This is a genomic window from Roseobacter sp. HKCCA0434 (genome assembly GCF_032464675.1).
Lineage (GTDB): Bacteria > Pseudomonadota > Alphaproteobacteria > Rhodobacterales > Rhodobacteraceae > Pontivivens.
On sequence record NZ_JAWDKL010000014.1, the window covers coordinates 43,698 to 66,428 of the forward strand.

Genomic DNA, 22,731 nt, shown 5'->3' on the forward strand with positions numbered 1-22,731 from the left:
CCGGATGCTCGCCAGATTGCTGACCTTCCTGATGATCCTCGCCCTGCCCCTGCACGCGCAGGAGGTCGAGGCGGATGACCCGCTCGCCGAATTCCTGTGGACCGCCCGGCCCGTGATCGTCTTCGCCGACACGCCGGAGGATCCCCGCTTCCTGCGACAGATGGAGGAGTTCGCAACCGCCGAGCGCGATCTGGAGGAGCGCAGCCTCGTGCTGATCGTCGATACCGAAGGCAACGAGGCGTTGCGGGAGCGGTTCCGCCCGCGCGGCTTCCTTATGGTGCTGGTCGATACCGACGGCACGGTCGAATACCGCACCCGGCTGCCGATCACGATGCGCGAACTCGTGCGGCGGGTCGACAACATGACCTCGCGCGAGATCGAGCTGCGCGCCGAACGCGCCGCCCGCCGCGATGCGTTGGAGGCGCTGCGCCGCGCGGAGTGAGCCGCTATTCGTGGAATTCCTCGCGGTCGGGGATGCGCTGGAAGGCGATCTTCGCCCCGGTATAGGCCACCTTGTGCGGCGGCAGCTCGCCGTAGCGGATGGTGTCCTGCCCGAAGGTCTTGTTGAGCGCGTCGATCGCCGCGCACAGATCCTCGCGCGGGGTTCGGGTGCCGCCCTGCCGCGCGCCCAGCAGGTCGCCCGAATGCTCCGCGATCTCCGCCAGCCCGCCCAGCATCACGCTGACCGAAACCGGCTCGCCAAACCGCAACTGGCCCCAACAGTCCGAGAAGCTGCGCAGCAGGTCGAAACTGTCCTGCGTGGCCCCGATCCGCCGCTCCGCCGAGACACGGCCCCGGACCGCGCATTTGACCGAAACATGCAGCGAGCCCGCCAGCATCCCCTCGCGCCGCAGCCGGGCGGCCGCTTTGACCAGCAGGCGCCGCGCGACCAGCCGCGCGCCCTCGCCCGTGCGGTTGGCGGGCGTCAGCACCTGCCCGTGCCCCAGGCTGTGCCGCTCCGTCTCCGGGTAGACCACCCGCTCCCCCTGCAGCTGCCGGATGAAGCGCTCGCCCTCCACGTTGCGCCATAGATGCCGCGCCGCCTTGGGCGACAGGGCGTGAAGCTGTGTCACATCGCGGATGCCCGCGCGCGACAGACGCGTGAAAATGCCTTTGGACACCCCTGGAATATCGCCCAGCGCCAGATGCGCGATCTTGCCCGGCATGACGTCCGGGTGCAGCCAGTCCACAGCCGGTTTGCGCAGGCCCGCGGCGATCTTGGCGAGCAGCTTGTTCGGCGCCACCCCGACCGAGCAGTCGAGCGCCGGGCTGACCTGCGCATGGATCGCGTCCTGCACCGCGCGCCCGAGTGCCAGCGCGCGTGAAAGCCCGCATTGCGAGCCGGTCAGGTCGCAGGAGAACTCGTCCACCGAATGGGCCATGCGGATCGGCAGCACCGTGTCCACGGCGGCCCGGATCCGGTGGTGGTAGTCCACGAACAAGTCGTGCCGCGCCTCGCGGATCGCGATCTCCGGGCAGATGCGCCGCGCCTCGGCGACCCGCATCATGTTGATGCCCATCCGCTTCGCCTCGCGCGAGGCGGCGATCATCGCGGCCCCCGGCGCATCGGTCGTGACCACGCCGACGGGCCGCCCGCGCAAGGCAGGATCCTCCGCCTGCCAGACGGAGGCGAAATAGGAGTTCATGTCGAAGAACAGGGTCGCGACCTGCGGTTCCATGAGGGCCATCCGAACGACTCGGGCAAGTCACAAAGATAGAACATTCAGGGAACATGCGCGAGTCCGAGACGCAAGATCCAGATGGCGCCCCGGTCACGCGGCGCCGAAGCCATGCTTCCAGACGGTCGGCGCCGGGGTTCACCTCACTCGAACTCCATGATGATCTCGTCCACGGCGAGGCTGTCGCCCGGCGCCGCGTTCAGCTTGGACACCACGCCCTTGCGCTCGGCGCGCAGGACGTTCTCCATCTTCATGGCCTCGACGGTGCAAAGCGCCTGCCCTTCCTGCACCTCGTCGCCCTCCTCCACCGCGATCGAGACGACCAGCCCCGGCATCGGGCAGAGCAGCATCTTCGACGTGTCGGGCGGCAGTTTCTCGGGCATCAGGGCAGCAAGCTCCGCCACGCGGGGCGTGCGCACGAAGACCTTGCGTGAGGCACCCCGCCAGTCCATCGCGAAGCCATCGGTGATGCGCCGCGCCTTGATCGGCATGGGCGCGCCGTCCACCACCGCGTCGATCAGCGCGTCGCCGGGCCGCCAGCCGCTCAGATCCACCTTCAGTACCGCGCCGCCGATGGTCACGTCGAACAGCCAGTCGCCCGCATCCGCGACCGTCACCTCGCGCGCCTCGTCGCCCATGCGCACGACCCAATCGGTGCCGGGCTCGTATTCGCGCCCCTCCATCGCGCCCGAGACCTGCGCGCCGCGCCGCTGGCGCACCAGGTGGCAGGCGGCGGCGACGGCGGACATCTTCACAGCGTCCGCGGGGGCGAGGGCCGCGCCCTCGAACCCCTCGGGATATTCCTCGGCGATGAAGGCGGTGGTGATGTTGCCCGACACGAAGCGGGGATGATCCATCACCGCGCTCAGGAAGGGCAGGTTGTGCCCGATCCCCGCCACCTCGAACCGGTCGAGCGCGCCGCGCATCGTCTCGATCGCCGCGTCCCGCGTCGGGCCCCAGGAACAGAGCTTCGCGATCATCGGGTCGTAATACATCGAGATCTCGCCGCCTTCGTAGACGCCGGTATCGTTGCGGACCTGCCGCTCGACCTCCTGCGGCGGGCGATAGCGGGTCAGCCGCCCGATCGAGGGCAGGAAGTTGCGGAACGGATCCTCGGCGTAGAGGCGGCTTTCGATGGCCCAACCGTCGAGCTTCACGTCGTCCTGGCTCATCGCTAGCTTCTCGTCATTGGCGACGCGGATCATCTGCTCGACCAGATCGACCCCGGTGATCAGTTCGGTGACCGGATGCTCCACCTGAAGGCGGGTGTTCATCTCCAGGAAGTAGAAATTGCGGTCCCCGTCCACGATGAACTCGACCGTTCCGACGGAGCAGTAGTCGACCGCCTTCGCGAGTGCCACCGACTGCTCGCCCATCGCCTTGCGCGTCGCCTCGTCGAGGAAGGGGCTCGGCGCCTCCTCGATGACCTTCTGGTTGCGCCGCTGGATCGAGCACTCCCGCTCGCCCAGGTAGATGCAGTTGCCGTGTTTGTCGCCGAGGACCTGAATCTCGATATGGCGCGGCTGGGTCACGAACTTCTCGATGAAGATGCGGTCGTCGCCGAAGCTGTTGGCCGCTTCCGATTTCGACAGCTCGAAGCCCTCGCGCGCCTCCGCGTCGTTCCAGGCGATCCGCATTCCCTTGCCCCCGCCACCCGCGCTGGCCTTGATCATGACCGGATAGCCGATCTCGGTCGCGATCTTCACCGCATGCTCGGCATCGTCGATCAGGCCCATATAGCCGGGAACGGTCGAGACCCCGGCCTCGGCGGCCAGCTTCTTGGAGGTGATCTTGTCGCCCATCGCCTCGATCGCGCCCGGCGGCGGGCCGATGAAGGCGACGCCCTCCTTGGCCAGCGCCTCGGCGAACTCCGCGCGCTCCGACAGGAAGCCGTAGCCCGGATGCACCGCCTCCGCCCCGGTCTGGCGGATCGCCTCGAGGATCCTGTCGATCACGATATAGGACTGGTTGGCGGGCGGCGGGCCGATATGCACCGCCTCGTCGGCCATCTGGACGTGCAGCGCATCGCGATCCGCGTCCGAATAGACCGCCACGGTGGCGATCCCCATCTTGCGCGCCGTCTTGATGACGCGACAGGCGATTTCACCGCGGTTGGCGATCAGGATCTTCTTGAACATGGGTCGGGCCTCTTCAGCGGGCATTCGGCGTGGCGGCCGGATTGACGGTTAGTTAACGGGGAAGGAGATCGCGCCGCGGGTGCCGTTCGAGCTGCGGCCCGAGGCGCCGACGCTCACGCCGCCGCCCGAACTGATACCGACACCGGCACCGAAATCGTTGCAGGCGGGCAGCGCCAGCAGCGCGGCGAGAAACAGGTACACTCTCATTGGAACACCTCCGGAAAACTGCGACGGGCCACGGCCTCGTCGATACGCAAAAGGGCATCGTAGGACTTGGGATCGAACGCATCCTCGGCAGGCACGACCTCGCGCCCCAGCAGCCAGGACAGCCGCCCGGCATCGAGGTTGCCGCGCTCGAACGGCGCGTCGCCGAAATGATCCCAAAGGGCGGAGAGGAACGCCTCGTCCGCCGCCCGGTCATCGGGTCGGCGGTCGCGATAGCGTTCGCGGGCCTTGAGTTCGGTGGCGCCGGATGGATTGGCCCGGCGCAGGACGAACTGGTAATCGGTTCCCCGAAGACGTCCGGGGAAGCCACGATGTTTCAGCATGGGACCGCTCCTTGCGGGGCGGCCCCGCTCCGATCAGTTGGTGACGCCCGTCGACGCGCCCGTGACGCTCGCGGCATCGGCGGCATCTTCGACATCGTCGCCCACGGGCTGGGGGTCGACCACGGCGGTCGGGGTCGGCTCGCACGCGGCCAGGACGAAGGCCGAGATGAGGGCGACCGCGCCCACGCGGATGGTGTAGAATTTGGACATGAATAACTCCGTTGCGTTGTCGTCGGACGAGAATGCAACGGATGAGCGCGATCTTGGTTCGCAAAATGCGTCCGCGCGCCGTCCGGGCGCGCGGACGACGCAACGTCAGTTGAGCGCGCCAGCGGTTCCGCCGACGATCGCCCCGACGGCGGCGCCATCTTCGACATCGTTGCCGGTCGCTTCGGCACCCACGGCGCCGACACCGGCCCCGACCGCGGCCCCCGCCGCGACTTCGCAAGCCGACAGGGCAGCTGCCGCGACGAGCGCGAGGACAGCGGCGCGAATGGTATTGAATTCAGACATTGGAAACTCCGTTGCGTTGTCAGGTCACGACAAGTCAACGGACAAGTGGCGATTTGGTTCGCCGCGATGGCCCGCGCGCCGTGTCCGCGCGCGGGCCGAAGCGCATCAGTTGGATGCGGCACCGACGGCTGCACCGACGGCCGCGCCGCCGACGGCCCCGTCGGAGATGTCGCGATCGGTGACGGCTGCGGTGCCCGCGCCGACCGCGGCGCCGACGGCTGCGCCGCCCAGCGCGCCGCGCTGCTGATCCGGGGTGCAGGCAGCGGCGAGTGCGACGATGCCCAGAATGGCTGTGGTGCGAATGATGGCCATGGGAAACTCTCCTTGGAACTGGCGTTGAACAGGGTTAACGCCGCGCCCCCCATGCCGTTCCGCTCAGCTTCGCAGGGCATCGATCAACTCTTCTTTACTCATGTTCGATCGCCCCTCGATCTCGAGCTCCTGCGCCCGGTCGTAGAGCTCGTCCTTCGTCCACTCCTCGTAGGGCGGGTTGCTGCCGCCCTTCTCCGACGCGTCCTTCCCCGAATTGGCGATGGCCGCGGCCTTCCCTTTGGAATAGCCCTCGTCGCGCAGCGCCTCGTATTTCTCGTCATCCTTGATGGACGGCCCGTGATCCTTGGTCATGATCCCTCTCCTTCGCTGGGTGAGGGAGAGGTAGCGCGCGGCGCGGCCTGGGACATCCAGCGCGCCCGCAGGGCCGGGTCGGTGAGCATGTCGGCGATGGTCGCCTCGGTCCCCGGCGGCACCCGCCCTGCGACGGAGCCTCCGGCCCGCACGGTCAACGGCCCGCGTCCCGTCACCTCGACGACTGGCGCGAAGCCGCGAAGATCGCGCAGACGCCGCCACAGATCCTGTCGGATCTGGTGCGCGAGCCGCCCGCGCCGCGCGGACGGGAAGCTGGCTGTCGCCGCCACGTCGAACCGGGCCTGCGCCCGGCGCGACAGGACCAGCCGATCCGCGCTCCGCTCCATATGCCAGCCCGTCCGCGTCACCGCATCGCCGCCCGGATCTCTTCGATCTCGCTTTCTGACAGGGACGCTTCGCAGGCATACTGTTCGTTCAGGAACCAGACGAAACGACGGCTCTCGGTGCTGTTCGGGGCGAGCTGCTCCTCGAAGGCGATCGCGGCCCATTCGTAGCGGATGCTGTCATAGCCCGCGTGCCTGCGCGCGACGATGTCGGTCGCCTCGGTCACACACAGCTCCTGCGCCATCGCGTCGAGCTGATCGTCCGAATAGGCCGACAGCGGTTCGGGCAGGCGGTAGAACACGTTGAGCCCGATCCCGTCGAGCTGCCGGTCCTGAGCGGCGGACGATCGTAGCCAGCGCACTTCCGGCCCCGACCGCGGCGTAACCAACGTCCGGTCCCGCGGCTCCAGCGCCTGACAGGTGCCGTCCGACACGTCGAAGCGGTTGGTGTGCGAGCGGGAGATGGTGAACGGCCCGTCCTGCTGTTCCGGCGTCCAGCCCCAGCGCACGTCGAGCCGGGTGATCCCCATGCCGCCCGCCTCGCCCGCGATCTGCGGCCAGACGATCTCGCACAGTTCCTGCTGCGGCTCGACCACGTCCGCAGGCGGGCGCGGGCCGAACGGCTCGGGATCGAAATTCGGCGTCACGCGCAGTTCCGCATGTGTGCCGCCACCCTCCAGGTTTTCGATCCAGACGATCTCCTCCAAGTCGGCGGTCAGCCCACCGGAAATGGTGAAGGTCTGCGCGAAAGCTCCAGCGCACGGCGCAGCCGCGAGCGCGAGGCCCGCAAGGCAGGTTCGGTGAAGACGCATGGTCTCTCTCCTCGTCTCTGCTCTGCGCCGCGTCGCCCCATCAAGACCGAACGCGAGCGGTTGAGCCGGTCGCCCGGCGATCAGCCCGACCGAAGGGTCGGGCACGGCATTCCGCGATCAAAGCGGGATGTTGTCGTGCTTCTTCCAAGGCATCGACTGGCGCTTGCCCCGCAGGGCCGCGAAGGCGCGCGTGATGCGGCGCCGGGTCGAGTGCGGCATGATGACCTCGTCGATGAAGCCCTTCTCCGCCGCCTTGAACGGGTTGGCGAAGGCCGCCTCGTATTCGGTCGTGCGCTGCGCGATCTTCTCGGCATCGTCGCGTTCGGAGCGGTAGATGATCTCCGCCGCGCCCTTCGCGCCCATCACAGCGATCTCCGCCGTGGGCCAGGCGTAGTTGACGTCCGCCTTGATGTGCTTGGACGCCATCACGTCGTAGGCCCCGCCATAGGCCTTGCGCGTGATGACCGTGACCTTGGGCACCGTCGCCTCGCCATAGGCGTAGAGCAGCTTCGCCCCATGTTTGATGACGCCGTTCCATTCCTGGCTGGTGCCGGGCAGGAAGCCGGGCACGTCCACCAGCGTCAGCAGCGGGATCTCGAAACAGTCGCAGAACCGGACGAAGCGCGCGGCCTTGCGGCTCGCCGCGATGTCGAGGCAGCCGGCCAGCACCATCGGCTGGTTGGCGACCACGCCGACCGTGCGCCCCTCCAGCCGGATGAAGCCGGTCAGGATGTTCTTGGCGTAGGCCGCCTGCATCTCGAAGAAATCGCCCTCGTCCGCCAGCTTCACGATCAGCTCGGTCATGTCGTAGGGCGTGTTCGCGTTGTCCGGGATCAGCGTGTCGAGGCTGCTGTCGATCCGGTCCGCCGCGTCGAAGCTGGGCCGGACGGGCGGCTTTTCCCGGTTCGACAGCGGAAGCAGGTCGACCAGCCGCCGCACCTCGGCCAGCGCCTCCACGTCGTTCTCGAAGGCGGCATCCGCGACCGAGGACTTGGCGGTGTGCGTGGACGCGCCGCCAAGCTCCTCGGCCGTCACGGTCTCGTTCGTCACCGTCTTCACGACGTCAGGGCCAGTGACGAACATGTAGGACGAATCGCGGACCATGAAGATGAAGTCGGTCATCGCGGGCGAATAGACCGCCCCGCCCGCGCAGGGCCCCATGATGACCGAAATCTGCGGAATGACGCCGGAGGCCTCGATATTGCGTTGGAACACTTCGGCATAGCCGGCGAGCGAGGCGACGCCCTCCTGAATGCGCGCGCCGCCCGAATCGTTCAGCCCGATCACCGGTGCGCCGTTCTGCATCGCCATGTCCATGATCTTGCAGATCTTCTGCGCGTGGGTTTCGGAGAGCGAGCCGCCCAGCACCGTGAAATCCTGGCTGAAGACATAGACCTGCCGCCCGTTGATCGTGCCCCAGCCGGTCACGACCCCGTCGCCGGGATATTTCTGTTTTTCCATCCCGAAATCCGTCGCGCGGTGGGCGACGAACATGTCGTATTCCTCGAAACTGCCCGGATCGAGCAGCACGTCCAGCCGTTCGCGCGCGGTCAGCTTGCCATTGGCGTGCTGGCGGTCGATGCGGGCCTGACCGCCGCCCAAGCGCGCTTCGTCCCGGCGGGCTTCGAGCTGTTCGAGGATGTCTTTCATGGCGGACTCCGCAATTGACCTTTGCGGCAGCCTAGACAGCACGGGCATCCCGCGTCCACGGCTATCGCGCGAATTTGCAGAGTGTTTGCAGCGCACCATCCGCGAATTGCGAAACTGCGAACTCATTGCATGCACGCTCGATCCGATTATGAACGACGCTCATGGAGGAGAGCTCATGTCCACCAGCGACCGCCGCGCCGAGTTGCGCACCCGCCTGATCGACGCCGCCGAGGCGCAGATCGCCGCCGAGGGTCTCGCCAGCCTTCGGGCCCGCGATCTTGCCGAGAGCGCGGGCTGCGCGGTCGGGTCGATCTACACGATCTTTCCCGATCTCCACGCCCTCGCGCTGGCCGTGAACCTGCGCACCTTCACCGCGATGGGCGCACAGATCCAGGCCGCGGTGACCACGGTCGCCGACGCACCGCCGCCCGACCGAATGGTGACGATGGCCGAAGCCTATCTAGACTACGCTCTCGCCAATCCGCGCCGCTGGCGCGCCCTGTTCGACGTGGAGATGCGGGCCGACGACGATGTGCCGCCCGCCTATGGCACGGCTCTCGCAGCTCTGTTCGATCTCATCGCGCTGCCGCTGCGCGAGCTGGCGAGGTCCGCCGACCCGACCCGGATCGAGATGCTGACCCGCGCCCTTTTCTCTTCCATTCACGGGCTGGTCCTCTTGGGGGTGGAAGGCCGCATCTCGGGCGTTCGGCGGGACGATCTGCCGGAGGCGATCTCCTTCATCGTCCGCGCCGGGTGCGAGGCCGCCGCGGACTGACATCGGACGTCACGTCATTTGAACGCTGTTCAATCGTCGGGTTGAACGGCGTTCAAGCCTCCCCATCTGCGCTTTGTGAACAACGTTCAACAGGAGGCGCAGATATGCTGAGGATGATTGAAACGCTCTGGCGCGGGGCGAACGCCCGTGCGGAGGAGCGGCTGACCGACGAATACGCCATCGAGCTGATCGACCAGAAGATCCGCGAGGCACAGGCGGGTTTCCGCACGGCCCGGACCACGCTCGCCACCCTCGTGCAGCGTCAGCGGGTCGAGTCGCGCGCCGCCGACGATCTCGACGCCCGCATCGCGGACCTGACCACGCGGGCCGAAGCGGCACTGGCCGCGAACCGCGAGGACCTCGCCACGCAGGCCGCCGGGGCCATCGCCGACATGGAGAACGAGCGCGCGGTCCGCGCCCGCACCCTCGACCGGCTCGACGGGCAGATCACCCGGCTGCGGCATAGTCTCGACAAGGCCAACCGCCGGATCATCGACCTCAAGCAGGGCGCGATCGGCGCCCGCGCCGTGGACCGTGAGCGCCGCGCGCAGCGGCAGCTCGGGCGCGGTGCGACCACCCCGCATGTCGCCGAGGCCGAGGAGCTCATCGCGCGTGTGCTGGGCCAGGACGACCCGTTCGAGCAGGCCGAGATCCTCGACGAGATCGACCGCGACCTCGACGGCGGCACAGTCACAGACAGACTGGGCGAGGCCGGGTTCGGCGCGCCCTCCACCACCCGGGCCAGCGACGTGCTCGCCCGCCTGAAATCCAAGCAAGGAGATGAGAAATGACACAACGCGACACCGGCAACAACGCGATGACTTTGTTCAACATGGCAGGCGTGGCAACCGCCTACGGCATGCTGGCCCTCTCGATCTGGCTTGCCCCGGTAAACCTGTCGACGAAGGGTTTCTGGGGGATGGGGGTGTTCCTGCTGACGCTCAGCCTCGTCAACCTCGTGAAATACCGTATCGATGCACGCATCCGCGAGGATCGCCTGACCCGGCTGGAGGAGGCGCGCGACGACCGAATGCTGGAGGAGTTCGTCGCCGACCGCTCGGACCGCGGCGCCTGACGCGACGCGCCGCTTGAAACCGGGGTTTGCAAAGCGCATCAAGGGCTTTGCAAACCCCCAGACGGCAGGCTGTCCGATGGCACGAACCAAGATCTACGCGGGCGGCACGCTGCGCGACATCCGCCGGGGCGAGGGGCTGACGCAGAAGGCGTTCGCACAGCGGCTCGGCGTCTCGCTCAGCTACCTCAACCAGATGGAGAACAACCATCGCCCCGTGGCCTCCACCGTGCTGCTGTCGCTGGCGCGCGAGTTCTCCTACGACATCGCCACGCTCGACGCGGGCGAGGCCGACCGGCTCGCCACCGACATGCGCGAGGCGCTGGCCGATCCGGGCCTGGGCGAGGTCGCGCCCGCGGACCTGTCGCTGGTGGCGGGCAACGCGCCGGACCTCGCACGCGCCTTCCTCGCCCTGCACCGACAGCACCGCGAGGCAACCGAACGTCTGGCGACACTGGACGAAAAGCTCGCGCATACCGGCCTGATCCCCCAGCCGTGGGAAGAGGTGCGCGATTTCTTTCATTACTGCGACAACTATATCGACGCGATCGACCGGGCTGCGGAAGGCTTCGCCGCGCGCCACCTGCCCCATGCCGACCGGCTGTCCGACGCGGCCGCTTGGCTGGAGGGGCGCGGGATCGGGCTGCGGCTGGAGGGGGGCGCGCTGCGCCGCTTCGACGGCACCACGCTGACCATCGCGGCCGAGGCGGACCCCGCGACGCGGCTGTTCCAGGTACTGCACCAGATCGGGCTGATCGCGCATGGCGAGCTGATCGACGCGACGCTGGACCTCGCCCGCTTCACCTCGGACAGCGCGCGGGCCATCGCTCGGGTTGGGCTCGCCAACTATTTCGCGGGGGCGGCGCTGATGCCCTATGCCCAGTTCGCGGAAGCAGCGCGGGATATGCGGCACGACCTGCAACGGCTCTCAGCCCGCTTCGGCGCTTCGGTCGAGCAGGTGGGGCACCGGCTCTCGACCCTCCAACGGCCCGGTGCGCGGGGCGTGCCATTCTTCTTCGCCAAGGTCGATCCGGCGGGCACGATCACCAAGCGGCATTCGGCCACGCGGCTGCAATTCGCCCGGTTCGGCGGGGCGTGCCCCTTGTGGAACGTCCATCGCGCATTCGAGCAACCGGGCCGGTTCCTGCGGCAGTTGGCGGAGACGCCGGACGGGTCTCGTTATCTATGCCTGGCCCATGACGTGTCGCGCGGGGCCGCCGCCTTCGGCGCGCCGGTGCGGCGGCAGGCCATCGCGCTCGGCTGCGAGATCGAGCATGCGGGCGCGCTCGTCTACGCCGACGGCCTGCCGCTGGGCGACCCTTCGGCGTTCGAGCCGATCGGCGTATCGTGCCGCATCTGCCCGCGCGAGGCCTGCCACCAGCGGGCCGTGCCGCCGCTGGAGCGGGAGGTGCATATCGACCCCGACGCGCGCGGGGTGCTGCCCTACTCGCTCGGCTGAGGCTTGCCGCGACCGGGCGTCGCATCTAGATTCGCCCCGCAAACATTCGGGGAGAGCATCATGGAACTGACCGGCACGCGCACCATCGCGGCGGATCGCAACACGGTCTGGGCTGCGCTCAACGACCCCGAGGTGCTGAAGGATTGCATCCCCGGCTGCCAGGAGCTGACCGGATCGCCGGAGGAGGGGTTCGAGGCGACGGTCGTGCAGAAGGTCGGGCCGGTGAAGGCGACCTTCAAGGGTGCCGTGCGGCTCGAAGATGTCGTGGCTCCCGTCAGTTACCGCATCGTGGGCGAGGGCAAGGGCGGGGCCGCGGGCTTCGCCAAGGGTGCTGCGGACGTGGCGCTGGCGGAGGTGCCCGAGGGGACCGAACTTGCCTACACGGTCGATGCCAAGGTGGGCGGCAAGCTGGCGCAGCTCGGCAGCCGGATCGTCGACGGCTTCGCCAAGAAGATGGCCGACCAGTTCTTCGAGACCTTCAAGAACCGGGTCGAGGGGGCGGAAAGCGGAACCGCCTGACCCTTCCCCACGGGGAATGGGGCAAGAGCACTGACCATTTCCCCGCGGGGAAAGCCGGTGGAGCCCTGAGAAGGCTCCGGATTGGCGGGTTGGCTAGGTTTGCCCTTTCCCCGCCGGGAAAAGGTTAACGCGGCGGACTTCGCTGCCTTGTCGTTTTCCGTTTAAAATCATTGACTTGAGCAAATGCTCCGCCAGATTTCGCGGGAGACCGGTTAATGGCCGCCGCCCGCTACGCGTTTTCCGCTCGCCAAGGTGGCGGGTTCGGTGCGAAATGCGACCGAGCGATTGCAGCATGGGGACGGTGACGGATGATTACCTCGGACTGGGTGCGGATGATGGCCCGCTATTCCGCGTGGCAGAACGGGGCGCAGGTCGCGGCAGCGGGCACGCTCGACGAAGGCGCGCGGCGCGAGGATCGGCGGGCCTTCTTCGCCTCGATCCACGGCACGATGAACCACCTGCTCTGGGCCGACCGCATCTGGATGAGCCGCCTCGCCGGCATGGACGGCCCGAGCGCCGGCTCGATCACCATGTCCACCGAGGAGGAGCCCGACTGGGACAGCCTGACCGCCGCGCGCGGCAAGCTCGACGCGGAGATCCTCCGTTGGAGCCAGAGTCTCAACGATGCGGACCTGCGCGGCGACATGAGCTGGTATTCGGGCGCTGCAGGCAAGGAGATCGGCAAGCCGACGACGACGGTCCTGACGCATATGTTCAACCACCAGACCCACCACCGCGGACAGATCCACGCGATGCTGACGGCTGCGGGGGCCGCACCGGGCGATACCGACCTGTTCCTGATGCCCGACGACGTCTGAGCCAAGCGCGCCAACCGGGCTGGATCGGCCCTTCCCCTGCCCCGCCGTCCCGTATAGGCGGGACGGATGGAGACCCTGCCCAACCACACGATCGCCGACCACGTGCGGCGCACGCTGATCCTCGCCTGGCCGGTGATGCTGGCCCGGCTGGGGCTGGTGGGATTCGCGACCGTGGACGTGCTGGTGCTGGGTCGCGCGGGGGCGGAGGAGCTGGCCGACTACACGCTGGGTCTGACGATCTATGACAGTCTGCTCGCCGCACTGGCCGGGTTGACGCTGGGCGTCGGCGTGCTGACGGCGCGGGTGACGGGCGCCGGGCTCGACCGTGCGGCGGGGACGATCTGGCGGCGCGGCGTGATGTACGGGGCTTGTGTCGGGCTGGCCGCCGCCCTGGCGCTGCAATTCGCGCCGCAGCTCTTCGCGCTGCTCGGGCAGGACCCGGCGCGGGCGCAGAGTGCGGGGGGCGTGACGCGGATCGTGGCGCTCGCCCTGCCCTTCGTCGCGCTTTACTTCGTGACGACGACCTTTCTGGAGGCGCTGCACCGGCCCAAGGTGGGGATGATCGCGGTCGCCATCGCGAACCTGACCAATCTGGGGCTGAACCTGGTGCTGGTCTTCGGCGCGGGGCCGGTCCCGGCGCTGGGGGCGGAGGGTGCGGCCATCGCCACCGTGATAAACTCCGCCCTGCTGGCGCTGGGGCTGTGGGTCTATGCCCGCCACCTGATGCCGGGGCGGGAGCGCTACGGCATCGCGGTCGCGGCGGAGGCCCCGCCCCCCGCCGAGCAGCGACGCATCGGTTACGGCGCGGGGCTGTCCTACACGTTCGAGGCGGGGGCCTTCGTGATGGTCACGCAGTTCGTCGGATGGATGGGCACGCTGGCGCTGGCCGCGAACGCGGTGCTGTTCCAGTTCCTGGCGCTGACCTTCATGCTCGCCTTCGGGATCGCGTCGGCGGTGCAGGTGCGGGTCGGCAATGCCTGGGGGCGCGGCGATGCGCGCGGCATGGCGCTCGCCGGATGGGTGGGGCTGGCGCTCGCCACCGGGTCCTCGGCGGTGTTCGCGATGCTCTACACGCTGTTCCCGGTGGGGGCGCTGCGGCTCTTCACCGACGATGCGGCGGTGCTGGGCGCGGCTGCACCGGTGATGGTGTGGATGACGCTGGCGCTGGTCTTCGACGGCAACCAGACGGTGATGAGTCATGCCTGCCGGGGGCGCGGCGATACCTGGGTGCCCACGGCGCTGCATCTGGTGAGCTATTGGGGCGTGATGGTGCCCGCCTGCTGGTGGCTGGCGATCCGCGAGGGCGGCGGTGTCGCGGGGATCTATCAGGGCATCCTGCTGGCCAGCGTGGTGAGCGTGACGGCGATGGGCCTGCGGTTCCGGGCGCTGACGCGGCGGGTGTGAGCCGCGCATCGGCGGGCCGCGGTGCGGCGATCTTCGGTTCGAACATGGCATTTTATGGCAGCCAAGTCCGTGTGAGGTCGCAGTCATGCACCACCATCAGCCAAATCGCCGTGCCGGGGGGGCGGCCCGGCGATGCGCGGCGGCCTTCGGCCTTGATTCCGCGCTGGGGAGAAGGTGGCTCGAGGCCGGAACGGAGGGGATGGATCGGAGGGCGGTCCCGGCTCGGGGGCCGGGACGCGGCGCTCAGAGCTGTTCCATCACCTCGTCGGAGATCTCGAAATTGGCGGTGACGTTCTGGACGTCGTCATCGTCTTCCAGTGCCGCGATCAGCTTCATCAGCTTCTGCGCGCCGTCGAGGTCGAGTTCGGTGGTGGTCTGGGGTTTCCAGATCAGCTTGGTGCTCTCGCTCTCGCCCAGCTCGGCTTCGAGCGCGTTCGAGACGTCGTTGAGGTCGGTGTCGGCGGTCAGGATGACGTGGCCGTCCTCGGAGCTTTCGACATCCTCGGCACCGGCCTCGATCGCGGCCATCATGATGGTGTCGGCATCGCCCGCATCCGCCGGGTAGGTGATCTGGCCCTTGCGGTCGAACATGAAGCCGACCGAACCGGTCTCGCCAAGATTGCCGCCGTTCTTGGAGAAGGTGGAGCGGACGTTGGACGCGGTGCGGTTGCGGTTGTCGGTCATCGCCTCGACGATCACGGCGACGCCGGAGGGGCCGTAGCCCTCGTAGCGGATCTCGTCATAGGACTCGGCATCGCCGCCGATCGCCTTCTTGATGGCGCGGTCGATATTGTCCTTGGGCATGGACTGGCTCTTGGCCTCCTTCACCGCGAGGCGCAGGCGGGGGTTCTTGTCGGGATCGGGGTCGCCCATCTTGGCGGCGACGGTGATCTCCTTGCTGAGCTTGGAGAACAGCTTGGAGCGCACGGCGTCCTGGCGGCCCTTGCGGTGCTGGATGTTGGCCCATTTGGAATGTCCGGCCATGAGGGCCTCCCTTACCTGCGATTGCGTGATCTGCGCGCCTTATACGGCAGGGGCGCGCCCCCTTTCAAGCCGCGCTCAGAGCGGCCAGAGGAAGGGGATCACCGCCGATGCGACGAAGGCCAGCAGCACGTTGAGCGGCAGGCCGATCCGCATGAAATCGGTGAAGCGGTAGCCGCCGGGGCCGTAGACCAGCGTGTTGGTCTGGTAGCCGATGGGGGTGGCGAAACTGGCCGAGGCCGCGACCATCACGGCCACCACCAGAGGGCGCGGGTCCACGCCGATCGTCTGCGCGATGCCGATGGCGATGGGGGTGACGACGACCGCGACGGCGTTGTTGGACACCAGCTCGGTCAGCGTCGTGGTCAGCGCGTAGATGCCGAGCACCAGCAGCCAGGGCGACACGTCGGACAGGAACGGCGCGAGCGTGCCCGCGATCAGCTCGACGCTGCCTGCGTCCTCCAGCCCCGAGCCGATGACGAGCATCGAGAAGATCAGGGCGAGCAGCCGCCCGTCGACGAATTCCATCGCCTCGTCGCTGTCGATGGCGCGGGTGGCGAGCACGATGGCGACCCCCAGCAGCGCGAGGATGTGGATGGGCGCGATGCCGATGGTGGCGAGCACGACGACGCCCGCCAGCACGGCAAGCACAAGCGGCGCGTGGGAGCGGCGGAAGGGCCGCTCGATCGGTTCGGCGAGGTTCACCAGGTCGACGTCGCGGGCGAGGCGCTGGATGTCCTCGGGGTCGCCCTCGATCAGCAGGGTGTCGCCGACGCGGACGATCACCTCGTCCATCTGGCGGCCGAGGTTCTGGTTCCGGCGGTGGATGGCGATGGGATAGACGCCGTAGCGGCGGCGCAAGCGCAGCCCGCCGAGCGTGCGGCCTACGAGACGGCAGCCGGGCGAGATCAGCGCCTCGACCGTGACCATGCGGCGCCCATCGGCGCGGTCCACCATCACCACGTCGCCGCTTTCCTTGAGGCCCAGAAGCTCGTTGACCGCGGTGCGCAGGACGACGCGGTCGCCCTCTGCCAGTTCCACGTCCGGGAAGCTGCGCCGGAGGCTGGCATCGCCGCGCAGCACGTCGATCACCCGCATTCCGTCGCGGCGGAACAGCTCGACCTCCATCACCGGGCGTCCGGCGAGGCGGGAACCGATGGGGATGGCGACCTCGGTAAAGAACTTCTGGCTCTTGCGCTCGGTCAGGAAGCCGGCCATCGAGCTGCGCTCGGGCAGCAGGATGGGCGCGAGGAAACGGATATAGATCAGGCCCGCCGCCGCGACGATCAGCGCGAGCGGCGTCACCTCGAACAGGGTGAAGGGGGCGAGGCCCGCCTCGCGCGCGACACCGTCCACCAGCAGGTTGGTGGAGGTGCCGATCAGCGTCAGCATCCCGCCCAGGATCGCGGTGTAGCTGAGCGGGATCAGCAGCTTGGACGGCGCGACCTTCATCGACTGCGAAAGGCCGAGGACCACCGGGATCAGCATGACCACGACAGGCGTGTTGTTCATGAAGGCCGAGGCGATCAGCGTGAAGGCCCCGAGTGCCGCGACCACTGCCACGGGCCGGGTGCCCGCCTGATCGGCGATGCGCTGGGAAAACGCGGCCAGCGCGCCGGAGCGCACCAGCGCACCCGACAGGATGAACATGGCCGCGATGGTCCAGGGCGCGGGGTTCGACAGCGCGGTCAGGACCGCCGCCTGTTCCACCAGCCCGGTCACGACCATGACGCCTGCCGCGACCATCGCCACGACCTCGACCGGCCAGCGCTCGGTCAGGAAAACGGCGAACATGCCCAGCACGATGACGATGCCCGCAATGGCGCCGGGATATTCGAAGGACAAAAGCTCGGTCACGGGGATTGGTCCCTCGCAGGTGGCAAACGTCGCGAATGTGACGCGAGGCGCGGAAAGGTCAAGATGGCAGGGCCTGTGCCAACCGCCCGCCGTGGCGGATGGGATGCGCGGCGATTGCGTGGCCGGTGCGGTCGTCGGTCTCGACGAACAGGCCCGACAGGGTGGCGGGCCCTTCGGCGGGGGTGAAGCGGGCCTTGGGCATGCCGATGATGAAGCGGCGCATCGGCTCGGCCTTTTCCATGCCGATGACGCTGTCATAATCGCCGCACATGCCCGCATCGGTCATGTAGGCGGTGCCCTTGGGCAGCACCTGCACGTCGCCGGTGGGGACATGGGTGTGGGTGCCGACGACGGCGGAGGCGCGACCGTCGCACCAGTGGCCCATCGCCATCTTCTCGCTCGTCGCCTCGGCGTGGAAATCGACCAGCGTGGCGTGGACGCGCCCGCCGAGCGGAGCGCGCTTCAGCTCCGCCTCCACGGCCGAGAACGGGTCGGGGAAGGGACGCTTCATGAAGACCTGGCCCAGTGCCTGCACCACGAGGATGCGCCGCCCGCGGCTGACCTCGAAGATGCGCGCGCCGCGGCCCGGCGCGTCCTTCGCGAAGTTCAGCGGGCGCAGGATGCGGTCGTCGCCCGCGATATGGGTGAGCATGTCCTTCTGATCGAAGGCGTGGTCGCCCAGCGTCACGCAGTCGGCCCCCGCCTCGAACAGGAGGTCCGCATGGCCGCCGGTCAGGCCCATACCGCCCGAGGCGTTCTCGCCGTTCACGATGGTGAAGTCGGCCTTCAGCGCGGATTTGAGATCGGCGAGCCCTTCGGTGATGGCGCGGCGCCCCGCGCGGCCCATCACGTCGCCCAGAAAGAGAATACGCATGGGTCCGGGTTAGCGCGCGGCGACGGGCGCGGCAAGCGGGTCGATGATCCCGGCCTCGGTGACGATGCGGTCGAGCGGCTGGTCCGTGGGCTCGGTCGTCAGCGGCATCTCCTGCGCGGCATAGGCGAGGCCGATGGCGTGGGTGGGGGCGTGGGCGCGGAGCCGTTCGAGCGTGCGGTCGTAGAACCCGCCGCCATAGCCGAGGCGATTGCCCGCGCGATCGAAGGCGACGAGCGGCACGATCAGCGTGTCGGGGGTGAGCCAGTCGCCGCCCTCGGGCACCTGCGCGCCGAAGGGGCCGGGGACGAGCATGGCGTCGGGCGTCCACTCGCGGAACGCGAGCGGCTGGCCCGCGCCCTCGATGACCGGGACGCAGATCCGCCGGCCCTCGGCGTGGAGCACTGTCATGGCGGCGATCGGGTCGATCTCGGTGCGGATCGGCATGTAGCCCGCGACGATGCGCGAGGGCGCGGCCCGCACCGCCTGCGACAGCGGGTCGGTGGCCTCGGCCCCGCTGGCATGCGCGGCCTTGCGCGCGGCGAAGGCGGCGCGGCGCTGGGTGGCCTTGATCTCGGTCAGGTCGGTCATGCCGCGCAGCCTAGCGCGGGCTGCGCGTGGGTGCAGCCGGATCGCGACCTGGAAGGATGGAAAAGCGGCGGGCCCGTAGCAACCGTCGGAACTGCTGATTCTCGGGACCTGGAAAACCAGGTGGGCGCCGGGTGCGATAGACCAGGGTCAGTCGCAGAGCCAGCTCCCGCGAGAAAAAGTAAGGCCTCGTGAATATAAGAGCCCAAACGAGAGGAACAGCACCCGCCTGAGCCATCAGATAGCGACGCGCGGGCGTGTTGCAAGGGGTGCGGCGGCTTGTCCTTGACGAGCCGTTCACCATACGTTCATGTAGGGCCATGACCCTGCCTGCCCAACCGCTTGCCCCCGGCTTCGAAATCGCCCGCGGCGTCTGGCGCCATCTCGACACGCTCGACGTGACGGCGATCCCGGAATTCGTGCCAGCGCGGGGGTTTCGGGTCGACCTCGCCTGTCTGACGGCGAAGGGCGAGGTCTGGATCGTTGAGTGCAAGAGCTCGCTCGCCGACTTTCGTGCGGATGCGAAATGGCAGGGCTATCTGCAGTGGTGCGACCGCTTCTTCTGGGCCGTGCCCGAGGGGTTCCCGCAGGAGGTGCTGCCCGAGGACGGCTGCGGCCTGATCGTCGCCGACCGCTACGACGCGGCGGTGCTGCGCGAGGCGCCGCTGACCAGGCTCGCCCCCGCGCGGCGCAAGGCGATGGTGCTGAAGCTCGCGCGCACGGCAATGCGGCGGCAGCTGGGCTGGCTGGAGCCGGACCTGAGCCGGATCGGGCCGGAGGGGTAGCGGGAGGTGTTGCGTCCCGCGCTTGATCCGGGACCGCGTGGAACGGCGAGGCTCCGGCTCTGCGGCCGGAGCGGTGGGGGAGCGCAGCGTCGGGCCGCGGTGCGGTGGGAGCGGGAGTTGCTCCGCCTCGGACTTGATCCGGAATCGCATGTATCCACGCGGCCCCGGCTCTGGAGCCGGGGCGTAACAGAGCGCAACGTCGGGACGCGGCGCAGCGATCCGACGTTGGAGCGTGGCACTTTATGCCCGCCAAATCCGTGTGACCTACCCACGTCGCGCATCCACCAACCAAATCGCCGTGCCGGGGGGCGGCCCGGCGATGCGCGGCGGTGCTGCGCACCTTGATTCCGCGCTGAGGAACGAGTGTTTAGCGACCCGGCTCGGCGCCGGCGCATAGTCCAATCACTACCTTGCCGCCTCGATCGCGGGGCGGATGCGGGTTTCCAGCACGTCCTCGGTCACGGGGCCGGGGAAGCGCAGGACGACCCTGCCCTCCGCGTCGATCACGAAGGTTTCGGGCACGCCGTAGAGGCCCCAGTCGATGCCCGTCCGGCCGCTCTCGTCCGCGCCGATGGCGACGTAGGGGTTGCCCAGTTCCGCCAGGAAGGCGCGCGCGTTGTCGGGGTCGTCCTTGTAGTTCACGCCGAGGATCGGCAGCCCTTCGGCGGCGAGGTCCATCAGCACCGGATGCTCGATCCGGCAGGGGCCGCACCAGCTGGCCCAGAAGTTCACCAGCTTCACCTCGCCGCCCAGTTCCGGCAGATCGCCCTGGAAGGGCTGGAGGTCGAGCGGCGGCGCCTCGCGCGCGATGAACTGCGAGGGCAGCTCGTCATCGGTGAAGTACATCGCCCAGAGGAAGGTCGCGAGGATGCCGCCCGCGATGATCGGGACCAGCCAGACGGGATTGAATTTACCCATCGCGCCGCTCCAGCGCCTGGAGGTCGCGGCGGACCTTGGCGCTGCGCAGGACCGACACCGCGATCAGCCCGCCGATCAGCAGGCCCGTGACCGCGTAGGCGGCGAGCACGTAGGGCGCATATTGGTCGAGCATCAGAGCGCCTCCTGCGACCGGGCGTCGCGCAGGCTCAGCGCACGCAGGCGGCGGGCGCGGATCTCGGTGCGGGTGCGCAGCAGCACGAGGGCCACGAACAGCGCGACGAAGCCCGCCATCGTCAGCAGCAGCGGATGGTAGAACACGTCGGCCACGTTCTCTTCCTTGTCGAGGGAGAGCGACGCACTCTGGTGCAGACCCTGGTTCCAGATCAGCACGGCATAGCGCGACAGCACCGCGAAGACCGAGCCGACGAGGCACAGGATCGCAGTGAGGTCGGCGGCGTTGTCCGGCTCCTCAACCGCCTGCCACAGCGCGATATAGCCGAGGTAGAAGACGAAGAGGATCAGGAAGGAGGTCAGCCGCGGATCCCACTCCCACCATGTGCCCCACATCGGCTGGCCCCAGATCGCGCCGGTCAGCAGCGCCACCACGGTCATCACGGCGCCGATCGGGGCTGCGGCCCGCGCGGCGAGGGCGCTGACATGGTGCCGCCGGATCAGCCAGATCAGCGAGCAGACGGCCATCATGAACCATGCGTTGATCGCCATCAGCGCGGCGGGAACGTGGATGTAGATGATCTTGACCGTCGAGCCTTGCCGGAAATCGTCGGGCGTGAAGAAGAAGCCCCAGATCAGCCCGAGGCCCAGCGCCAGCGCGGTGACGCCCGCGGCCCAGGGCAGGATGCGGCTGACAAGGCGCGTGAAACGGGCCGGATTGGCGAATTCCCAGATGCTCATGGTCGCGATGTAACCGCCCGCGGCGCGGCTGCGCAAGCGGCAGGGGGTCGCAATCGCGTCATGGCCGCGCCAGCGCTCAGACGGCGTCCACGCCGACGGCCTCGGCCAGCGTGGCGAAGCCGTCGCGCGCCAACAGGGCGTCGAGATCGGCGAGGAGGCGCGGCACCAGGCCCAGCCCCTCGTAGACCAGCGCGGAGTAGAGTTGCAGCGCGCTCGCCCCTGCCCGGATGCGGGCATAGGCCTCGGCACCCGTGGAGATGCCGCCGACCCCGATCAGCGGAATGCGCCCGCCGGTGAAGCTGTGGACATCGGCCAGCACCCGCAGCGACAGGTCATGCAGCGGCGCGCCCGACAGGCCCCCGGCCTCGCCTGCATGGCGGGATGCGAGGCCCTCGCGCCCCAACGTGGTGTTGGTGGCGACAATGGCGTCGATGCGCGCCTCTTCCGCCACGGCGCACAGCTCGGCCAGCGCGCCCGCGTCCATGTCGGGGGCGATCTTGAGGAAGACGGGGATGGGTGTCGCGAGACTGTCGCGCACCTCCATCACGCCTGCGAGGAGACGGGCGAGCGCCTCGGCCCCCTGCAGGTCGCGCAGCTTCTCCGTATTGGGGGAGGAGACGTTGACGGTCGCGAAATCGACATGGGGGCCCGCGCGGCGCAGGACGGTGGCGTAATCGGCGGCGCGGTCGTCGCTGTCCTTGTTCGCGCCGAGGTTGAGGCCGACCACACCGGGGCGTTGCCGCGCCGCGAGGCGGTCGGCGATGACCTCCACCCCATCGTTGTTGAAGCCGAAGCGGTTGATGACCGCGCGATCCTCGCTGAGCCGGAACAGGCGCGGGCGCGGGTTGCCGGGTTGCGCGCGCGGGGTGGCCGCGCCGACCTCGACGAAGCCGAAACCGGTGCGCAGGAGGGGATCCACGGCCTCGGCGTTCTTGTCGAAACCGGCGGCCAGGCCCAGCGGGTTCGGCAGGCGCAGCCCCGCGACGGAGGTTTCGAGCCGGGGCGAGGTGATCGCGCCGCCTTTGGGGGCGAGACCCAGCCGCAGCGCGGTCAGGGCGGCGCGGTGCGCAGCCTCGGGGTCCATCCGGTGAAACAGGGCGAGGCCCGCGCGCTCGATCATGGCAGCGTCTCGGGGAACTGGTGGACGCCCGCCACGAGGGGAAGGGCGGCATGGCCCGCAATCTCGTCGGCGCGCAGGCTGCGGTAGAGATGCGGGAACAGCGCGCCGCCGCGGCTCTCCTCGAATTTCAGGTCGTCGCCGAAGCTGTCGCTGTCGGCCCAGGCGAGGATCAGGTCGTCTTCGCCCGCGAAATGCTTTGCCGCCGTTTCCCGCACCGTCTCGGCGGTGGAGAAATGGATGTAGCCGTCCGCCACGTCCACAGGCGCGCCGAGCGTCATGCCGTCACGCTGAAGCGTTTCCCATTCATGGCTGCGGAAGATCTTGTAGATGCGCATCGGGGCCTCCCTTTGCGGGTGGGGTAGCGGGCGGCGGCGGTCCTGTCC

Annotated in this window: 29 protein-coding genes; 9 read left to right on the forward strand and 20 right to left on the reverse strand. The window is 68.7% G+C overall.

The genetic code is table 11. The annotated features are described in order from the left end of the window. Window positions 1-4 precede the first annotated feature (4 nt). On the forward strand, window positions 5-442 hold the full coding sequence (locus RX333_RS10165) for a DUF4174 domain-containing protein (protein WP_316014827.1): 438 nt from the start codon (window positions 5-7) through the stop codon (window positions 440-442). A gap of 4 nt (window positions 443-446) precedes the next feature. Here the strand turns inward: RX333_RS10165 and RX333_RS10170 are convergent, their stop codons facing one another. The 11 genes from RX333_RS10170 to RX333_RS10220 form a co-directional block, all read right to left on the reverse strand. After that, window positions 447-1,688 carry a hypothetical protein gene (locus RX333_RS10170; protein ID WP_316014828.1) on the reverse strand — a complete coding sequence of 414 codons (1,242 nt, stop codon included), beginning with the start codon at window positions 1,686-1,688 and terminating at the stop codon, window positions 447-449. 134 nt (window positions 1,689-1,822) lie between these two features. Then, window positions 1,823-3,817 carry an acetyl/propionyl/methylcrotonyl-CoA carboxylase subunit alpha gene (locus tag RX333_RS10175; protein ID WP_316014829.1) on the reverse strand — a complete coding sequence of 665 codons (1,995 nt, stop codon included), beginning with the start codon at window positions 3,815-3,817 and terminating at the stop codon, window positions 1,823-1,825. 48 nt (window positions 3,818-3,865) lie between these two features. Further along, window positions 3,866-4,024: a hypothetical protein gene (locus RX333_RS10180; protein ID WP_316014830.1), complete on the reverse strand. Its 159-nt coding sequence runs from the start codon at window positions 4,022-4,024 to the stop codon at window positions 3,866-3,868. Further along, window positions 4,021-4,365 (reverse strand): hypothetical protein, encoded by a 345-nt coding sequence (locus RX333_RS10185; protein WP_316014831.1) that lies wholly within the window; start codon window positions 4,363-4,365, stop codon window positions 4,021-4,023. The genes RX333_RS10180 and RX333_RS10185 overlap by 4 nt, the downstream gene beginning before the upstream one ends. Before the next feature lie 33 nt (window positions 4,366-4,398). Further along, the gene (locus RX333_RS10190) at window positions 4,399-4,575 is read right to left on the reverse strand and encodes a hypothetical protein (RefSeq protein ID WP_316014832.1); all 177 of its coding nucleotides are present in this window, start codon (window positions 4,573-4,575) and stop codon (window positions 4,399-4,401) included. A gap of 105 nt (window positions 4,576-4,680) precedes the next feature. Further along, the gene (locus RX333_RS10195; protein ID WP_316014833.1) at window positions 4,681-4,878 is read right to left on the reverse strand and encodes a hypothetical protein; all 198 of its coding nucleotides are present in this window, start codon (window positions 4,876-4,878) and stop codon (window positions 4,681-4,683) included. A gap of 105 nt (window positions 4,879-4,983) precedes the next feature. Beyond that, window positions 4,984-5,190 carry a hypothetical protein gene (locus RX333_RS10200; RefSeq protein WP_316014834.1) on the reverse strand — a complete coding sequence of 69 codons (207 nt, stop codon included), beginning with the start codon at window positions 5,188-5,190 and terminating at the stop codon, window positions 4,984-4,986. 63 nt (window positions 5,191-5,253) lie between these two features. After that, window positions 5,254-5,502 carry a Rho termination factor N-terminal domain-containing protein gene (locus RX333_RS10205; protein WP_316014835.1) on the reverse strand — a complete coding sequence of 83 codons (249 nt, stop codon included), beginning with the start codon at window positions 5,500-5,502 and terminating at the stop codon, window positions 5,254-5,256. Then, window positions 5,499-5,870 (reverse strand): hypothetical protein, encoded by a 372-nt coding sequence (locus RX333_RS10210; protein ID WP_316014836.1) that lies wholly within the window; start codon window positions 5,868-5,870, stop codon window positions 5,499-5,501. The genes RX333_RS10205 and RX333_RS10210 overlap by 4 nt, the downstream gene beginning before the upstream one ends. Further along, window positions 5,867-6,658: a hypothetical protein gene (locus RX333_RS10215; protein WP_316014837.1), complete on the reverse strand. Its 792-nt coding sequence runs from the start codon at window positions 6,656-6,658 to the stop codon at window positions 5,867-5,869. Before RX333_RS10215 ends, RX333_RS10210 begins: the two co-directional genes overlap by 4 nt. A gap of 117 nt (window positions 6,659-6,775) precedes the next feature. After that, complete coding sequence (locus RX333_RS10220) at window positions 6,776-8,308, reverse strand: acyl-CoA carboxylase subunit beta (protein WP_316014838.1); 1,533 nt, start codon at window positions 8,306-8,308, stop codon at window positions 6,776-6,778. 175 nt (window positions 8,309-8,483) lie between these two features. On the opposite strand from RX333_RS10220, the gene RX333_RS10225 reads away from it, so the two are divergent. The 7 genes from RX333_RS10225 (at window position 8,484) to RX333_RS10255 (ending at window position 14,355) form a co-directional block, all read left to right on the forward strand. Further along, window positions 8,484-9,083 (forward strand): TetR/AcrR family transcriptional regulator, encoded by a 600-nt coding sequence (locus RX333_RS10225; RefSeq protein ID WP_316014839.1) that lies wholly within the window; start codon window positions 8,484-8,486, stop codon window positions 9,081-9,083. Window positions 9,084-9,187: 104 nt separating this feature from the next. Then, a complete protein-coding gene (locus RX333_RS10230) occupies window positions 9,188-9,874 on the forward strand; it encodes a PspA/IM30 family protein (RefSeq protein WP_316014840.1) in 687 nt (228 codons plus the stop codon). Beyond that, window positions 9,871-10,158 carry a hypothetical protein gene (locus tag RX333_RS10235; RefSeq protein WP_316014841.1) on the forward strand — a complete coding sequence of 96 codons (288 nt, stop codon included), beginning with the start codon at window positions 9,871-9,873 and terminating at the stop codon, window positions 10,156-10,158. Before RX333_RS10230 ends, RX333_RS10235 begins: the two co-directional genes overlap by 4 nt. A 76-nt stretch (window positions 10,159-10,234) precedes the next feature. Continuing rightward, entirely contained in the window at window positions 10,235-11,614 is a 1,380-nt protein-coding gene (locus RX333_RS10240; protein ID WP_316014842.1) for a short-chain fatty acyl-CoA regulator family protein, read from the forward strand. A 60-nt stretch (window positions 11,615-11,674) separates the two neighbouring features. Beyond that, the gene (locus tag RX333_RS10245; RefSeq protein WP_316014843.1) at window positions 11,675-12,133 is read left to right on the forward strand and encodes a carbon monoxide dehydrogenase subunit G; all 459 of its coding nucleotides are present in this window, start codon (window positions 11,675-11,677) and stop codon (window positions 12,131-12,133) included. Between the two features lie 308 nt (window positions 12,134-12,441). Then, window positions 12,442-12,951, forward strand: a complete 510-nt coding sequence (locus RX333_RS10250; RefSeq protein WP_316014844.1) for a DinB family protein — start codon at window positions 12,442-12,444, stop codon at window positions 12,949-12,951. Between the two features lie 66 nt (window positions 12,952-13,017). Then, the gene (locus RX333_RS10255; RefSeq protein ID WP_316014845.1) at window positions 13,018-14,355 is read left to right on the forward strand and encodes an MATE family efflux transporter; all 1,338 of its coding nucleotides are present in this window, start codon (window positions 13,018-13,020) and stop codon (window positions 14,353-14,355) included. A gap of 243 nt (window positions 14,356-14,598) precedes the next feature. Here the strand turns inward: RX333_RS10255 and RX333_RS10260 are convergent, their stop codons facing one another. The 4 genes from RX333_RS10260 to RX333_RS10275 all read right to left on the reverse strand — a co-directional run bounded on the left by RX333_RS10260 (window position 14,599) and on the right by RX333_RS10275 (window position 18,655). Continuing rightward, a complete protein-coding gene (locus RX333_RS10260) occupies window positions 14,599-15,339 on the reverse strand; it encodes a YebC/PmpR family DNA-binding transcriptional regulator (protein WP_316014846.1) in 741 nt (246 codons plus the stop codon). A gap of 75 nt (window positions 15,340-15,414) precedes the next feature. Continuing rightward, on the reverse strand, window positions 15,415-17,130 hold the full coding sequence (locus RX333_RS10265; protein WP_316014891.1) for an SLC13 family permease: 1,716 nt from the start codon (window positions 17,128-17,130) through the stop codon (window positions 15,415-15,417). A 121-nt stretch (window positions 17,131-17,251) separates the two neighbouring features. Beyond that, window positions 17,252-18,067, reverse strand: a complete 816-nt coding sequence (locus RX333_RS10270; protein ID WP_316014847.1) for a TIGR00282 family metallophosphoesterase — start codon at window positions 18,065-18,067, stop codon at window positions 17,252-17,254. Between the two features lie 9 nt (window positions 18,068-18,076). Beyond that, complete coding sequence (locus RX333_RS10275; protein WP_316014848.1) at window positions 18,077-18,655, reverse strand: 5-formyltetrahydrofolate cyclo-ligase; 579 nt, start codon at window positions 18,653-18,655, stop codon at window positions 18,077-18,079. Between the two features lie 317 nt (window positions 18,656-18,972). On the opposite strand from RX333_RS10275, the gene RX333_RS10280 reads away from it, so the two are divergent. Beyond that, entirely contained in the window at window positions 18,973-19,437 is a 465-nt protein-coding gene (locus RX333_RS10280; protein WP_316014849.1) for an MmcB family DNA repair protein, read from the forward strand. A 405-nt stretch (window positions 19,438-19,842) separates the two neighbouring features. Here the strand turns inward: RX333_RS10280 and RX333_RS10285 are convergent, their stop codons facing one another. From RX333_RS10285 to RX333_RS10305, 5 genes are all read right to left on the reverse strand, one after another. Further along, entirely contained in the window at window positions 19,843-20,355 is a 513-nt protein-coding gene (locus RX333_RS10285) for a DsbE family thiol:disulfide interchange protein (protein WP_316014850.1), read from the reverse strand. Continuing rightward, complete coding sequence (ccmD, locus tag RX333_RS10290) at window positions 20,348-20,488, reverse strand: heme exporter protein CcmD (protein WP_316014851.1); 141 nt, start codon at window positions 20,486-20,488, stop codon at window positions 20,348-20,350. The genes RX333_RS10285 and ccmD overlap by 8 nt, the downstream gene beginning before the upstream one ends. Further along, the gene (locus RX333_RS10295; protein WP_316014852.1) at window positions 20,488-21,228 is read right to left on the reverse strand and encodes a heme ABC transporter permease; all 741 of its coding nucleotides are present in this window, start codon (window positions 21,226-21,228) and stop codon (window positions 20,488-20,490) included. Before RX333_RS10295 ends, ccmD begins: the two co-directional genes overlap by 1 nt. 76 nt (window positions 21,229-21,304) lie before the next feature. After that, complete coding sequence (locus RX333_RS10300; protein ID WP_316014853.1) at window positions 21,305-22,348, reverse strand: quinone-dependent dihydroorotate dehydrogenase; 1,044 nt, start codon at window positions 22,346-22,348, stop codon at window positions 21,305-21,307. Further along, window positions 22,345-22,683, reverse strand: a complete 339-nt coding sequence (locus RX333_RS10305; protein ID WP_316014854.1) for a DUF952 domain-containing protein — start codon at window positions 22,681-22,683, stop codon at window positions 22,345-22,347. Before RX333_RS10305 ends, RX333_RS10300 begins: the two co-directional genes overlap by 4 nt. Between the last annotated feature and the right edge of the window lie 48 nt (window positions 22,684-22,731).

Excerpts from the sequence above, each read along its gene's own strand:
- RX333_RS10165 (WP_316014827.1), top strand. The coding sequence starts at position 5 with ATGCTCGCCAGATTGCTGACCTTCCTGATGATCCTCGCCCTGCCCCTG.
- RX333_RS10170 (WP_316014828.1), bottom strand. The coding sequence starts at position 1,688 with ATGGCCCTCATGGAACCGCAGGTCGCGACCCTGTTCTTCGACATGAAC.
- RX333_RS10175 (WP_316014829.1), bottom strand. The coding sequence starts at position 3,817 with ATGTTCAAGAAGATCCTGATCGCCAACCGCGGTGAAATCGCCTGTCGC.
- RX333_RS10180 (WP_316014830.1), bottom strand. The coding sequence starts at position 4,024 with ATGAGAGTGTACCTGTTTCTCGCCGCGCTGCTGGCGCTGCCCGCCTGC.
- RX333_RS10185 (WP_316014831.1), bottom strand. The coding sequence starts at position 4,365 with ATGCTGAAACATCGTGGCTTCCCCGGACGTCTTCGGGGAACCGATTAC.
- RX333_RS10190 (WP_316014832.1), bottom strand. The coding sequence starts at position 4,575 with ATGTCCAAATTCTACACCATCCGCGTGGGCGCGGTCGCCCTCATCTCG.
- RX333_RS10195 (WP_316014833.1), bottom strand. The coding sequence starts at position 4,878 with ATGTCTGAATTCAATACCATTCGCGCCGCTGTCCTCGCGCTCGTCGCG.
- RX333_RS10200 (WP_316014834.1), bottom strand. The coding sequence starts at position 5,190 with ATGGCCATCATTCGCACCACAGCCATTCTGGGCATCGTCGCACTCGCC.
- RX333_RS10205 (WP_316014835.1), bottom strand. The coding sequence starts at position 5,502 with ATGACCAAGGATCACGGGCCGTCCATCAAGGATGACGAGAAATACGAG.
- RX333_RS10215 (WP_316014837.1), bottom strand. The coding sequence starts at position 6,658 with ATGCGTCTTCACCGAACCTGCCTTGCGGGCCTCGCGCTCGCGGCTGCG.
- RX333_RS10220 (WP_316014838.1), bottom strand. The coding sequence starts at position 8,308 with ATGAAAGACATCCTCGAACAGCTCGAAGCCCGCCGGGACGAAGCGCGC.
- RX333_RS10225 (WP_316014839.1), top strand. The coding sequence starts at position 8,484 with ATGTCCACCAGCGACCGCCGCGCCGAGTTGCGCACCCGCCTGATCGAC.
- RX333_RS10230 (WP_316014840.1), top strand. The coding sequence starts at position 9,188 with ATGCTGAGGATGATTGAAACGCTCTGGCGCGGGGCGAACGCCCGTGCG.
- RX333_RS10235 (WP_316014841.1), top strand. The coding sequence starts at position 9,871 with ATGACACAACGCGACACCGGCAACAACGCGATGACTTTGTTCAACATG.
- RX333_RS10240 (WP_316014842.1), top strand. The coding sequence starts at position 10,235 with ATGGCACGAACCAAGATCTACGCGGGCGGCACGCTGCGCGACATCCGC.
- RX333_RS10245 (WP_316014843.1), top strand. The coding sequence starts at position 11,675 with ATGGAACTGACCGGCACGCGCACCATCGCGGCGGATCGCAACACGGTC.
- RX333_RS10250 (WP_316014844.1), top strand. The coding sequence starts at position 12,442 with ATGATTACCTCGGACTGGGTGCGGATGATGGCCCGCTATTCCGCGTGG.
- RX333_RS10255 (WP_316014845.1), top strand. The coding sequence starts at position 13,018 with ATGGAGACCCTGCCCAACCACACGATCGCCGACCACGTGCGGCGCACG.
- RX333_RS10260 (WP_316014846.1), bottom strand. The coding sequence starts at position 15,339 with ATGGCCGGACATTCCAAATGGGCCAACATCCAGCACCGCAAGGGCCGC.
- RX333_RS10265 (WP_316014891.1), bottom strand. The coding sequence starts at position 17,130 with ATGTTCGCCGTTTTCCTGACCGAGCGCTGGCCGGTCGAGGTCGTGGCG.
- RX333_RS10270 (WP_316014847.1), bottom strand. The coding sequence starts at position 18,067 with ATGCGTATTCTCTTTCTGGGCGACGTGATGGGCCGCGCGGGGCGCCGC.
- RX333_RS10275 (WP_316014848.1), bottom strand. The coding sequence starts at position 18,655 with ATGACCGACCTGACCGAGATCAAGGCCACCCAGCGCCGCGCCGCCTTC.
- RX333_RS10280 (WP_316014849.1), top strand. The coding sequence starts at position 18,973 with ATGACCCTGCCTGCCCAACCGCTTGCCCCCGGCTTCGAAATCGCCCGC.
- RX333_RS10285 (WP_316014850.1), bottom strand. The coding sequence starts at position 20,355 with ATGGGTAAATTCAATCCCGTCTGGCTGGTCCCGATCATCGCGGGCGGC.
- ccmD (WP_316014851.1), bottom strand. The coding sequence starts at position 20,488 with ATGCTCGACCAATATGCGCCCTACGTGCTCGCCGCCTACGCGGTCACG.
- RX333_RS10295 (WP_316014852.1), bottom strand. The coding sequence starts at position 21,228 with ATGAGCATCTGGGAATTCGCCAATCCGGCCCGTTTCACGCGCCTTGTC.
- RX333_RS10300 (WP_316014853.1), bottom strand. The coding sequence starts at position 22,348 with ATGATCGAGCGCGCGGGCCTCGCCCTGTTTCACCGGATGGACCCCGAG.
- RX333_RS10305 (WP_316014854.1), bottom strand. The coding sequence starts at position 22,683 with ATGCGCATCTACAAGATCTTCCGCAGCCATGAATGGGAAACGCTTCAG.